Annotated in this window: 12 protein-coding genes; 6 read left to right on the top strand and 6 right to left on the bottom strand. The window is 60.8% G+C overall.

All coding sequences use genetic code 11. From position 1 onward, the window contains the following. The first annotated feature begins 48 nt into the window (after positions 1-48). Both H4V98_RS02535 and H4V98_RS02530 read left to right on the top strand, forming a co-directional pair. Complete coding sequence (locus tag H4V98_RS02535) at positions 49-807, top strand: hypothetical protein (protein WP_231374617.1); 759 nt, start codon at positions 49-51, stop codon at positions 805-807. A gap of 3 nt (positions 808-810) precedes the next feature. Then, positions 811-3,195 carry a DUF3427 domain-containing protein gene (locus H4V98_RS02530; protein WP_280757258.1) on the top strand — a complete coding sequence of 795 codons (2,385 nt, stop codon included), beginning with the start codon at positions 811-813 and terminating at the stop codon, positions 3,193-3,195. A 39-nt stretch (positions 3,196-3,234) separates the two neighbouring features. Here H4V98_RS02530 and H4V98_RS02525 read toward each other — a convergent pair whose 3' ends face one another. Continuing rightward, entirely contained in the window at positions 3,235-4,398 is a 1,164-nt protein-coding gene (locus H4V98_RS02525; protein WP_280757257.1) for a mechanosensitive ion channel family protein, read from the bottom strand. 421 nt (positions 4,399-4,819) lie between these two features. On the opposite strand from H4V98_RS02525, the gene H4V98_RS02520 reads away from it, so the two are divergent. Beyond that, positions 4,820-5,056, top strand: a complete 237-nt coding sequence (locus H4V98_RS02520; RefSeq protein ID WP_196862689.1) for a hypothetical protein — start codon at positions 4,820-4,822, stop codon at positions 5,054-5,056. Between the two features lie 204 nt (positions 5,057-5,260). On the opposite strand, the gene minE is transcribed toward H4V98_RS02520, so the two are convergent. The 3 genes from minE to minC all read right to left on the bottom strand — a co-directional run bounded on the left by minE (position 5,261) and on the right by minC (position 7,225). Then, positions 5,261-5,521: a cell division topological specificity factor MinE gene (gene minE, locus H4V98_RS02515; protein WP_196862569.1), complete on the bottom strand. Its 261-nt coding sequence runs from the start codon at positions 5,519-5,521 to the stop codon at positions 5,261-5,263. Between the two features lie 6 nt (positions 5,522-5,527). After that, a complete protein-coding gene (gene minD, locus H4V98_RS02510; protein ID WP_196862570.1) occupies positions 5,528-6,343 on the bottom strand; it encodes a septum site-determining protein MinD in 816 nt (271 codons plus the stop codon). Positions 6,344-6,481: 138 nt separating this feature from the next. After that, the gene (gene minC, locus H4V98_RS02505) at positions 6,482-7,225 is read right to left on the bottom strand and encodes a septum site-determining protein MinC (protein WP_196862571.1); all 744 of its coding nucleotides are present in this window, start codon (positions 7,223-7,225) and stop codon (positions 6,482-6,484) included. A 246-nt stretch (positions 7,226-7,471) separates the two neighbouring features. Between minC and H4V98_RS02500 the strand changes: the two genes are divergently transcribed. Then, positions 7,472-8,638 (top strand): metallophosphoesterase, encoded by a 1,167-nt coding sequence (locus H4V98_RS02500; RefSeq protein ID WP_196862572.1) that lies wholly within the window; start codon positions 7,472-7,474, stop codon positions 8,636-8,638. A 290-nt stretch (positions 8,639-8,928) separates the two neighbouring features. On the opposite strand, the gene H4V98_RS02495 is transcribed toward H4V98_RS02500, so the two are convergent. Both H4V98_RS02495 and H4V98_RS02490 read right to left on the bottom strand, forming a co-directional pair. Further along, positions 8,929-9,777 carry a fumarylacetoacetate hydrolase family protein gene (locus tag H4V98_RS02495; RefSeq protein ID WP_196862573.1) on the bottom strand — a complete coding sequence of 283 codons (849 nt, stop codon included), beginning with the start codon at positions 9,775-9,777 and terminating at the stop codon, positions 8,929-8,931. A gap of 36 nt (positions 9,778-9,813) precedes the next feature. Beyond that, the gene (locus H4V98_RS02490; protein ID WP_196862574.1) at positions 9,814-10,545 is read right to left on the bottom strand and encodes an SDR family oxidoreductase; all 732 of its coding nucleotides are present in this window, start codon (positions 10,543-10,545) and stop codon (positions 9,814-9,816) included. Positions 10,546-10,745: 200 nt separating this feature from the next. Between H4V98_RS02490 and H4V98_RS02485 the strand changes: the two genes are divergently transcribed. Continuing rightward, the gene (locus H4V98_RS02485; protein WP_196862575.1) at positions 10,746-11,477 is read left to right on the top strand and encodes a FadR/GntR family transcriptional regulator; all 732 of its coding nucleotides are present in this window, start codon (positions 10,746-10,748) and stop codon (positions 11,475-11,477) included. A gap of 89 nt (positions 11,478-11,566) precedes the next feature. Next, a complete protein-coding gene (locus H4V98_RS02480; protein ID WP_196862576.1) occupies positions 11,567-12,568 on the top strand; it encodes a sialic acid TRAP transporter substrate-binding protein SiaP in 1,002 nt (333 codons plus the stop codon). Positions 12,569-12,596: the final 28 nt, after the last annotated feature.

Here is a 12,596-nt window from a genome sequence, read left to right as displayed (position 1 = left end):
CCGTTTTGTGCGCTTGCGCGCTGCGTTGTGGATGACAAAAAGGTAGCCATGAATCTTCCATCGGGCTTGTATGACCGACTCGTGTATGCGGACGAGATGGGCGAGCTGACCCGTCTTTCCGATCAACACCAGGCCTTGATGGAAGCGCCAACATCGCACCAGCGGCGAGAGCAGTTCATTGCTGAATTGATTCATCGGCTTCCTGAGTTGCTGGATGCGGCAGGCTCCGCTCAGACCGAGGCCAGCGAAAAAGCGAAAGCTGAAATCGAACTGATCAGCCATCTCCTGATGACCTTGCGTTCACAGAACAATGGCGAGCGCCCGCTGGCGATGCCTCCGCAGCTGCTGAAGTCGGTTCATGCACCGAACGCAGAAATTGCCTTCCCGGCCACCGGATTGCGCCATCCCTGGCTGTTCACTTCAGCCAGGGCTGATCCGTCCTTGCTCAACGAACTGCGCGCGGAACTGCGCAACGTGGACCGCGTGGATATCTTGGTCAGCTTTATCACCTGGAGCGGCGTGCGCAAATTGCTCGATGTGCTGACGCAGGTGACGGCGCTCGATGCCAACGGTCAGCCCAGGACGAAATTCAGGATTCTCACCACCACCTACATCGGCGCCACCGAAGTGCGTGCGGTCGATGCATTTGCAAAACTGCCGGGTGTCGAATTGCGTATTTCGCTCGATGGTCGCCGAACGAGGCTGCATGCCAAAGCGTGGATTTTTCACCGGAAAACTCACTTTGGAACGGCCTTTGTCGGCAGCGCCAACCTGTCTGAATCGGCATTGATTGGCGGTATCGAATAGACCGTGAAATTTGCACAAGCCAGCGGGTCGTCGCTGTTTTCGGCAGCTGTCGCAAACTTCGAAACGCTCTGGAATGACCGGGAGTTCCAGCCCTACGATCCCCACGATGCGCAACACAGAGAAGCCCTGACGCGTGCACTGGCCAATGAGCGTGGACATGGAAATAAGCAAGGCGCTGCCAGCGCCAACGGCAATGTCGTCGCGATTCAAACCTGGTTTGACCTGCAGCCCAAGTCCTATCAGCAGGAAATGCTGGACCGGCTGGCCGCTGAACGCCGGCTTGGGCGACGCCGGAACCTGGTGGTGGCCGCGACAGGAACTGGGAAAACCGTGGTCGCGGCTTTTGACTATCTCCGCCTGAAAAATGAAGAAGGTACGGCGCCCAGGCTTTTGTTCATTGCGCATCAATCTCAAATCCTCGCGCAAGCGCTTTCCACCTTTCGGCAAGTGCTTCGTGATCCGGCTTTTGGCGAGTTGCTCGATGGCAACAACACGCCAGAGCAATACGGGCATTTGTTCGCCACGATCAACACCATTCACGGCCGCCGCCTGGTGGGGCAGTTGGGCGCAGACTTCTGGCGCGTGGTCATTGTTGACGAGGCACACCATTTGCCCGCAGCCACCTTCGATCAATTCATGCGCGCCGTGCGGCCGCACTATTTGCTGGGCTTGACGGCAACCCCGGAACGCTCAGACGGACAAAGCCTCAGCCCCTATTTCGATTCCCGGCCGGACGGCTCGCCTGCCGTTTCGCTGCGGCTGTGGGATGCGCTCGATCAACAACTGCTGGCCCCGTTTGAATACTACGCAAGCGCCGATGACACGGACCTGAGCGCGGTCGAATGGGGCCGTGGTTCGGAAGTTGCGCAGTTGTCGAACCTCGTGACCGGCAACGATATTCGCGCTCGAACTGTGGTGAACGCCGTTTCCACGTATGTGTCAGACCTGGATGCATTGAAGGGCCTGGCGTTTTGCGTCAGCGTTGCCCATGCCAGGCTCATGGCGGCGTATTTCTGCCGTTCCGGTTTGCCGGCCGTCGCCTTGTCGGGTGCTGATTCACAGGCAGAGCGGGCGGCTGCCGTGCACCGGCTGCGTAGCGGTGAAATCAAGATTATTTGCAGCTGTGATGTGTTCAACGAAGGCATCGACATACCCGAAGCCAATGCAGTCTTTCTGCTGCGCCCGACGCAGAGTCCGGTTATTTTTCAGCAACAAATCGGCCGTGGCCTGCGCTTGGCGAGCGGCAAGGAAGCCTGCCTGGTGCTTGATTTTGTGGGGGTGCACAACGCCAGTTTCCGCTTTGATGTGCTGCTGCGCGCCCTCACTGGCATGTCTCGGCGCCACATCCAGAACGCAGTGGCCAACGGCTTTGGCACCTTGCCCGCTGGTGTTCATATCCAGTTTGATCGCGTGGCGCGTCATCGGGTGCTGGAAAATTTGAAGCAATCGCTGAACCTGAATGCTGCCCGCTTGTGCAGCGAGTTGACGGCCTGGGCTTCGCTTCAAAACGGCCGGTCCGTGTCGCTGCGCGAATTTTTGCTGGACTGCCAGTTGGACCTGTCCGAGATCTACACCAGCGGCAGCCAGGCGCGCTCCTGGACCAGCCTGAAGCGGCGCGCAGGGCTTGAAACCCGCGCCGTGGGAGAACGCGAGCCGGATATCGCAAGGCGAATTTTCAGCATTTTGCATGCTGACGATCCCTTGCTGTTGGGCGCCTGGCTTGATGCCTTTGACGGCAAACCTGCCAATGGGCGCCGCGTTCAGATGCTCGCGCATCAGTTGCTGCCGTCGCGCAGCGAGTTGGTGACGCCCAAGGCATTTTTGGCGTTAATCGGCAGCAACCCGGTGGTGCTGGCGGAGCTTCGCGAGATTTGCGAATTGCTCAGAGAGCGCAGTTCACTGGCGCCCGTTCATCTGCCGGGTACGCCAGATGCCTGGACCCTGATTTTGCATGGACGCTACACGAGGACGGAGCTTTTGGCCGCCGTCGGGCATGCCAATGCATCGGTGCGGCCTCTATCGGACGGCGGCTGCCTGGTTTTGGAAGATTGCAGGATTGAGCTGTTGTTTGTCACGCTGGACAAGCGCGAAGGGTTTGCTGAAAACGTCCAGTTTAATGATTATGCGATCAGTCCGGAATTGTTCCACTGGCAAACGCAAAACAGAGCGGGACCGGACAACATGACGGGGCGCCGCTATGTTCAGAGTCCTGGCAATGGCTGGTCGTTTCAGCTTTTTGTCCGGGAGCATCGCGATGCAGCTTATGTTGCGGTCGGGCCGGTTCACCTGGTTTCGCATGAAGGCGACCGGCCCATTTCCATCACTTGGCGGCTTCAGGCACCCTTGCCAGCCGAGTTGTTTCGTAAGTTCAGTGTGCTGCGTGGCTGAAGCGATTGCCCGGATGGCCGCCTTGCCAGGCCAAGCTGATTAGGCGTTGAGCGTCGGCCCGGTCGGCGCACGCCAAGCGCCTCTGTTTGCATTCTCAACAGCGCTTGCAGGCGCATCCGCCAACACAGCGGCCTCGCTTCCCGGCACCAGGTACACCGTGCGCGTCGGGAAGGCGAAATCGACGCCCAGTGCGGCCAGCTCGCGCATTAGTTGCAGGTTCAGCGTCTGCTGGGCGTCCATGTAGGCGTTGTAGCTTGGCTCCTTGACGATATAAACCACTTCGTAATCGAGCGAGCTGTCGCCAAAACCCAAGAGGTGCGCGCGGTCAAAACGCAGCGTGTCGATGGCTTCGACCAGCCGCTTGACAAGTTCCGGAATCGCCTCGGCCTGCTCCGGCGTGGTGCTGTAGGTCACGCCAAACTTGAAGACGATGCGGCGCTCTTCCATGCGCTTGTAATTCTTCACCACCTGCTTGAGCAGGTCGGTGTTGCTGATGATGATCTGCTCGCCGTTCAGGCTGCGGATGCGCGTTGTCTTGAGGCCGATGAACTGCACCGTGCCGACAAAGCTGTCGATGCCGATGAAGTCGCCGACCTCGAATGGCTTGTCCACTGCAATCGACAGCGAGGCGAACAAATCGCCCAGGATGTTCTGCACCGCCAGCGCCACCGCGATGCCACCCACGCCCAGGCTGGCGACAAAGGCGGTGATGTTAACCCCGACATTGGACAGCACGGCCAGCAGCACCACCGCCCACAGCACGGTGCGCAGCGCCCACGACATCAGCGTGGCCGAGGCACCTGCCTGCGTCATGCCGGAGGGCGTGTGGCGGTCCTGGTAGCGGCGCAGGCCGATGGTGATGGCCCGCGTGAGCCACAGCCCAAGTTGCAGGGCAACGGCGACAAACCACAACTGCCCGACACGTGAATTCCAGCGGTCGTTCATATCGAGCATGCCCAAGCCGATGAGCAGTGCAGCCAGCAGCATCAGCCAGCGGTTGGTGCTGCTCAGCACTTCGACCACCGTGTCATCGACACGGTTGGTGGTGTGCGCTGCAATCTTGCGCATGCGCCCCACGGAAAAACGCAAGGCCATGCGCATCAGCAGGTAGGAAATCAGCGTGGCGGCAATGGCCAGTGACAGGCTGGCAAGGGACAAGGAAAAAATACCGGTGGTTTGAAACCAGTCAAGAAAATCATTCATTCAAGCCAGCTTAGCAAAAGGGCAGTAACTCGGAAAAACTGCGGGATTGGCTGGCCAGCCATGGTCCGCCTGTTTTGCGCTGCAGGCCAATGGCTGAGGGCAAAATTTCAGTGATGACGAATGTGTCATTTCCGCTTATCTGCCAAGCGTTTTATGCTACTAAAAATATAGCAGCTTAAAAAATCCGGAACAACGCCATATTTCCCTTGCCCGCCCTTTCGCCGTGGATGGCGTCGTTGTCTGACACCGCACGCTGGTGCCGGGCGCGCAGAATGACACCATCGGCCGGTGTCAACGTTTCACAGACATTTTTCCTGTGCTTTATGGGCGCGGGGAGAACTTTCGGGAAGGGATGGCAAGCCGGGCGAACCGCGAAGGGATTTAAAAATTCCGATTTTCTTCACACTCCAGAAGGATGCGTATGTCCAAAAAACCGACCCAGACTGACAACCCACCCGCACAAGACGAGGAAACTGGCCAGGGACACGGCGGCAAGGTTGAAAACGACACCAACAAGGTGGGCGACCAGGAGCCCACGCAAAAGAACGAAGGCCGGCGAACCGCGGAAAGCCGGAGCGACCGCGTGGCGCATATTGGCAGTGGCAACCATTCGCAGTCACGGCAGGGGAAAAGCGGTGGCACTTCGGGCGGCCATTAGCCGCCAGGCGTGATGTTTTTTTGAGTCCGGTTACAGCGCGCCGGTAGCCATGCCTTGCGAAACCGTATCAGGGCGCACCTGAACAGTTCGAAAGGCTGAGCATGTTGCCTTTGACGGGGTCCGGTTGCCACAAGCAACCGGAGTTTTCCCCAAAAAGAACCCGTTACCGTGCATGTCTCGAACGGGTAACGAGAAAAGCAGCAATTACTTGTCGGGCAACTCGATCTTGACTTCAAGCACGTCAAGATTGTCTTGCCGCTCCAGGTTGAGCTTGATGTCGTCCGGGTTGATGTTGATGTATTTGGCGATCACGGCAATCAGGTCGCGCTGCAGGGCCGGCAAATAGTCGGGTTCGTAGCTGGTGCGTCCCGAGCGTTCATGCGACAGGATGATCTGCAGCCGCTCTTTGGCAACGTTAGCCGTTTTCTTCTTTTCACCCAGAAGGAAGGAGAAAAATGAGGCCATGGCTTTTTACTTTCCCCCAAACAGGCGTTTGAAGAATCCGGGTTTTTGCGCATCGATGAAGCGCATCGGCTTGTTTTCGCCCAGAAAGCGGTCAATCACGTCCTTGTAGGCTTCCGACACGTCGCTGCCCTCCATGTGGACCGCCGGCACGCCCTGGTTGGACGCCTGCAACACGGTTTCGGATTCGGGAATCACGCCGATCAGCTTGATGCGCAGGATGTCCTGGATGTCTTCGAGCGACAGCATCTGCCCCTGGTCGACACGGCTCGGGTTGTAGCGGGTGATGAGCAGGTGTTCCTTGATCGGGTCGCCGCCGTCGATGGCGCGCTGCGTCTTGCTCGACAGCATGCCCAGGATGCGGTCCGAGTCGCGCACCGACGAGACCTCGGGGTTGGTCACCACCAGCGCCTCGTCGGCGAAATGCATCGCCATCAGCGCGCCGGTTTCGATGCCGGCGGGCGAGTCGCAAATGATGTATTCAAAGTCCATGGCCGCCAGGTCGTCAAGGATTTTTTTCACGCCTTCCATCGTCAGCGCATCCTTGTCACGGGTTTGCGAGGCGGCCAGCACGAAGAGTTCAGGACACTGCTTGTCCTTGATCAGCGCCTGGTTGAGCGTGGCTTCGCCCTGGATGACGTTGATCAGGTCGTACACCACCCGGCGCTCGCAGCCCATGATGAGGTCCAGGTTGCGCAGGCCCACGTCAAAATCGATCACGACGGTCTTGTGCCCGCGCAGGGCCAAGCCGGATGAAAAGCTGGCACTGGTGGTGGTTTTGCCGACGCCGCCCTTGCCGGAGGTGACCACAATGATTTTTGCCATTCGAAAAAGTCCTTTTGAAAACGGTAGGTAAGTCAGTCAGGTCGGCAGGCCGTGAGTGCAGCATCATGCATCAAATCCAGCTCGACAGTAAGGTTTAATAGGCGCATTGATGCGGAGTGAGCCTTGAATGCTTCAATTTCACAGCATCGGCGTCATGATCAGCTTTTCGCCGTCCGGGCCATCCACCAGCCGGACCTGCGTGGGGCGGCCGGTGACTTCGGGCGGCAGCGGGTTCTCGCTGGTGCGGTAGATGCCGGCAATCGACAGCAGTTCAGCCTCCAGGTTCAAGGCAAAGATACGCGCTTCGCCATTGCCGCGCGCACCGGCAATGGCCCGGCCGCGCAACGGCGCATACACATGGATGTGGCCGTCGGCAATCACTTCCGCCCCGGCATTGACCATCGCCAGAACGACCAGGTCGCGTCCGCGCGCATACACCTGCTGGCCGGAACGCAGCGGCTTGTCGATGACCAGCGCCCCCAGCGGTGGCGCATGTACCTGCTGTTGCGGTTCTTGCGGCTGTTCGGGTGACACCGGCGCGGGCCGGGGCGTCAGCAGGTGTGCATCGTTGCCGGGTACCAGGCCGGCCTTGAAGGCAGCGGCCATTTGTACCGAATTGCCGCCCTTGACGGCAATGGGCACCAGCCGATAGCTGGCCAGCAGGTCCAGCAGCGCGGGAAAGTCAATGTCGGCCACATCCCGGCCCTGCAGCGGCGACAGGTCGATGACCAGCGCGTCCTGGTCGAAAAAATCGGGAATGTCGCCGAAGCGCAGCGTCATCTCGCGCGCCAGCGCCCTCAGGTCCGTGGACTTGAGCAGCAGCGCGACCAGCGGTAAATTGGCGCTCTTGATTTCAAAGGTGGTGGGCGTGGCGACAGTCATGGGCGGGCAGGGCTTGGTGAACGAAGAAAGGCAGAAACCGACGGGGTGGTGATGCCCCTGCTGTCTGGAGACCCGAGGGTAGCGCAGGAAGCGCGGCCTTCCCGGCGGCGCGAAGCGGCATTTGTTAGCGTGTGAAACGCTGCGGAGAAATGACCCGGCGTCCGAGTCGCCTCAGGCATTGAATGCATGCAGATTGCGCCCATCTGAAAACGTTGAAAACAAAAATCGCCATTATCCCGGAACTTGATGAACTTTCTAACCCTGGCCGCCATGAGCGCCGTGCTTCATGGATACGTCGCCCTGCGCCTGATTCCGGACTTGGCGCCATTCGCGTCAGCCGAGCTTGGGCTGGGCGCTGTGCTGCTGCTCTCGGCGATGCTGATTCCGCTGGGGCTGATGGCCCGCCGGTTGGCCAATGTGCCGCTGGCCAACCGGCTGGGCTGGGCTGGCCTGCTGTGCATGGGTTTGTTTTCCACGCTGATGGTGCTGACGCTGCTGCGCGATGCGGCGCTGGGCCTGCTGTGGATGCTGAATTTTCTGCTGTCTGGCGGGCTGAAACTGGCACCCTGGCGAACGCTTTCGGCGCAAGCCGTTCCCTTGCTCGGTGGGCTGTCGGCGTTGCTGGGATTGCTGAGTGCCCGGCGCACGGCGCCGGTGGTGCGGATCGATGTGCCGATTTCCGGCTTGCCGCCAGCGTGGCACGGCTTTACCGTGGCGCAGATCAGCGACATCCATGTCGGGCCGACCATCCGCCAGCACTATGTGCGCCGCATCGTCGAGCGCGTCAACACGCTGCAGGCCGATCTGGTGGCGGTGACCGGCGACCTGGTCGATGGCCGGGTGTCTGAACTGTCAGAACACGTGGCGCCGCTGGCGGACCTGCGTTCGCGCCACGGCACGTTTTTCGTGACCGGCAACCATGAATACTATTCGGGTGCATCTGCCTGGATCGAGGAACTGCGGCGCCTGGGATTGACGGTGCTGCTCAACGAGCATGTGGTGATTCCGGCCGTGGAGGCCCTAAATGTTGCCGGCGTGGCGGCCAGGCCGCTGGTGCTGGCCGGCGTGACCGATTTCAACGCAGGGCATTTTGACCCGGCCCACCACAGCGACCCGGTGCGGGCGCTGGCGGGCTCGCCGCCGGATGCGGTGCGGGTGCTGCTGGCGCACCAGCCGCGCAGCGCTGCCGCTGCGGCTGAAGCCGGATTCGACCTTCAGCTGTCAGGGCATACCCATGGCGGGCAGTTTTACCCGTGGAATTTGTTCGTGCCCTTGCAGCAGCCGTTCACGGCGGGCCTGCACCGGTGGGAAACGCTGTGGGTCTATACCAGTCGAGGGACAGGTTACTGGGGACCGCCGAACCGGTTTGGCTCGCCTTCGGAAATTACCTTCCTGCGGTTGGTGGCCGCTTGAACTTTCGCAACCATGCAACGTCCCCTAACCCCATGCAGCCGACGGCGTCTGTTTCTGCGCAAATGACCAGGCCGCGCCTCAAGCCCTGTGAGCAAGCAGCGGCTAAAAAAATGATCTTTTGAACCCGGCCCCGCGCTTTACTCACAGGTCAACTTCACAGCAGCCACGCCGCTCAAGGACTGAGGCTGGCGTTCAAGGCAGTGCCATTGGAATGGAAGCCACAATGGCAAAAGAGCATACGAAAAGCTCTGAGGGTGTTGCGCCGTTACGCTTTTCCGTGCAACCTTCGCCTAGCGCAGGAAGGCGACCACCACCTGCCGCTGCTCGCCCAGCCCTTCAATCCCCAGTGCCATTTCGTCGCCCGCCTTCAGGTAAACCGGCGGCTTCATGCCCATGCCGACACCGGGCGGCGTGCCGGTGGTCAGCACATCGCCGGGCTCCAGCGTCATGAACTGGCTGACATAGCTGACGATTTTGGCGACGCTGAAAATCATCGTCCGGGTTGATCCGGTTTGCATGCGCCGGCCGTTGACATCCAGCCACATGCCCAGGTTCTGCGGGTCGGCAACCTCGTCGCGCGTGACCAGCCAGGGGCCAAGCGGTCCGAAGGTGTCGCAGCCTTTGCCCTTGTCCCAGGTGCCGCCGCGCTCGATCTGGAATTCGCGCTCGCTGATGTCGTTGATGGTGCAGTAGCCAGCGACGTGGTTCAGTGCCTCGCCTTCGTCCACATAGCGCGCACGGGTGCCGATGACCACGCCCAGCTCGACCTCCCAGTCGGTCTTGACCGAGCCCCGGGGCAGCATGACTGCATCATTTGGCCCCTGGATGCAGCTGGTGGCTTTCATGAAAACAATGGGTTCGGCGGGAATCGGCAGGCCGGATTCAGCGGCATGGTCGGCGTAATTCAGGCCAATGGCGATGAACTTGCGCACGCCGGTCAGCGGGCTGCCCAGGCGCGGCGAGCCGTCGACCGCCGCCAGCGCACTGGCGTCGTGCCGGCGCAGCGCGTCGAGCGCCGCATCGCCAAGCTGCTCGGGGCCGATGTCGCCGACCACGCTGCTGAGGTCGCGCAGCTGGCCAGACGCATCGATGAGGCCGGGTTTTTCCTGGCCGGGTGGGCCATAACGAACGAGTTTCATGGGTTTCCTTTTTTACTGGGGTGAATCAATTGAGCGTCAGATCGACATGCCGCCGTCGATGTTGTAGGCCTGGCCGGTGACAAACGCCGACTCGTCACTGGCCAGAAACACCACCAGCGGTGCAATTTCATGCGCCTGCGCCAGCCGGCCCATCGGCTGGCGGGCGACAAATCCCTTGCGTGCCTCGACCGGGTCGTCAAACACGTTGATGCGCTGCTGCAGCGACGGCGTATCGACGGTGCCGGGACAGACCGCATTGCAGCGCACGCCCTGCCCCACATAGTCGGCGGCGACGCTTTTGGTCAGGCCGATGACGGCAGCCTTGGAGGCGCCATACAGAAAGCGGTTTGGCAAGCCCTTGAAGCCGCAGACGCTGGCCATGTTGACGATGCTGCCGCCCTGGTTGGCCAGCATCTTGGGCAGCACCGCCTGAATCATCCAGAACTGCGCGCGCACGTTGAGCTGAAAGGCAAAGTCCCATTCGGCATCGGTGGCCTGCAAAATCGATCCGGCATGCACGAATCCCGCGCAGTTGAACAGCACATCGAGCGGCGGCAAGTCGTTGACCAGCGTTTGAATCGCCTGCTTGTCGAGCACATCGAGCACCGCCGTCCGGACATTGGCTACGCCCTCATAACCGGCCAGCAGCGCGGCATTGACATCGGTCGCCCAGACCTGGGCGCCTTCGGCAGCCATCGCCAGCACACTGGCTTTGCCAATGCCTTGGCCGGCCGCCGTGACGAGTGCAGTTTTTCCTTCGAGTCTCATGTTTGCTTCCTTGGGTTTTTCAACGACAGACCGGCCACGCGCCCTGTTTTTCACCAGCAGGCCCGCGTGCCTGATCGATAAAAAGCACAGGCTCAGGGTTTTGCCTGATGGGGAGAAACCGGTTTCATGGGATTATTAATTGGCCTTACCACTTGACCCATTCTGGCTAACCCTTAATTCTCGGTTTTACACCTTGTCGCATGAAGTCCCTGCAAACCGTCGAACCCCAGCGCCTGTACCGGCAGATTGCCGCGCAGTTGCGCACGCTGATCAGCGCAGGTGAACTGGCCGTCGGCAGCCGCCTGCCGGCCGAGCGCGACCTGGCCAAACAACTGGGCGTGAGCCGGCCGTCGGTGCGCGAGGCGCTGATTGCGCTGGAAGTCGAAGGCTGGGTCGAGGTGCGCACCGGCTCGGGCGTGTATGTGCTGGACCGCAGCAGCCAGGCCAGCCATGCCGCCGCCCGCCAGCCGCAGATTCCGGCCGACGAATGGGGGCCGCTGGAGCTGATTCGTGCCCGCCGGGTGGTCGAAGGCGAAACCGCCGCCCTCGCCGCCACCGAGGCCAGGCCCGGGCACATCGCGGCCATGACCCAGGCGCTGGCCCGGATGCAACTTGACGCCGATCAGGACGTGCTGCCGCTGGCAGGCGACCGCGACTTTCACACCGCCATCGTTGAAGCCTGCAGCAATGTGGTGCTGATCGAGACCGTCCAGCGCTTCTGGGACTCGCGGCGCGGGCCGCTGTTCGAGCGGCTGACCGGCTATTTTGAAACCCTGGATTCCTGGCGCGCCGCCATTGCCGAGCATGACGCGATCCTGCTGGCCATCCGCAGCCACGACCCGGCCGCTGCACGGCTGGCGATGCACCAGCACATGGACAACTCGCACACCCGTTTCAGCGTGAGCTGGCGGCAGGCGCAAAAGCCCCGATAGCGCCCCTACCCCACAAGCGGTGCACGACTGGCATGTGCATCGCCCGCCCCGCCCCGCCAAGCCAGCAACCCACCCATAGAGGAGACATCATGAACTGTCCAGAAAAGCGAAATACTATTAAAACCATAGCGTCCTGCGCCCTGTTAGCCTGCGCAATTGGCATATCCGGCATTGCATCGGCGCAAACCAAGCTGAAATGGGCGCATGTCTATGAAACCTCCGAGCCGTTTCACAAATGGTCGGTGTGGGCCGGCGACGAAATCAAGAAACGCACCAACGGCAAGTACGAGGTGCAGGTGTTCCCGGCGTCCACGCTGGGCAAGGAAGCCGACATCAACCAGGGCCTGACGCTGGGTTCGGTGGACATCATCCTGAGCGGCGCCAGCTTTGCCGGCAACACCTACAAGCCGCTGGCTGTCACCTACTTTCCCTTTATCTTTCGCGACGCCGAGCACCTGCTGAGTTATGCCAAGAGCGATGTGTTCAAGGAACTCGCCAAGGGCTATGACGACAAGAGCGGCAACCACATCACCGCCCTGAATTATTACGGCGCGCGCCATGTCACGTCGAGCGCGGCCAAGCCGGTGACCAAGCCCGAGGACATGAAGGGCCTGAAGATCCGCGTGCCCGACGCGCCGGCCTACCTGGCCTTCCCCAAGGCGCTGGGCGCCAATGCCACGCCGATTGCCTTTGCCGAGGTCTACCTGGCGCTGCAAAACGGCACCGTCGATGCGCAGGAAAACCCGCTGCCAACCATCGAGGCGAAAAAGTTTTTCGAGGTGCAAAAGAACATCTCGCTGACCGGCCACATCATTGACTCGCTGCTGACCATCACCTCGGGCCAGTTGTGGAGCAAGCTGTCGGCCGACGAGAAAAAGATTTTTTCCGATGTGATGCAGGAAGCCGCCGAAAAGACCGGCCGCGAGATCATCGCTTCTGAAATCCGCCTGGCCGAGGAGTTCAAGAAAAGGGGCAACAACGTCATCACGGTGGACAAGAACGCCTTTCGCGAAGCGGTGCTGAAAAACACCAAGCCGACCGACCACGGCTACCGCCAGCAGGACTACGACCGCATCACCGCGCTGAAATAAGCGATGCGCGCTGGCCGCCTTGCTTTCG

This window comes from Polaromonas sp. CG_23.6 (assembly GCF_029892315.1).
In the GTDB taxonomy this organism is placed as follows: domain Bacteria; phylum Pseudomonadota; class Gammaproteobacteria; order Burkholderiales; family Burkholderiaceae_C; genus Polaromonas.
This window is presented reverse-complemented; position numbering and strand designations above follow the sequence as displayed.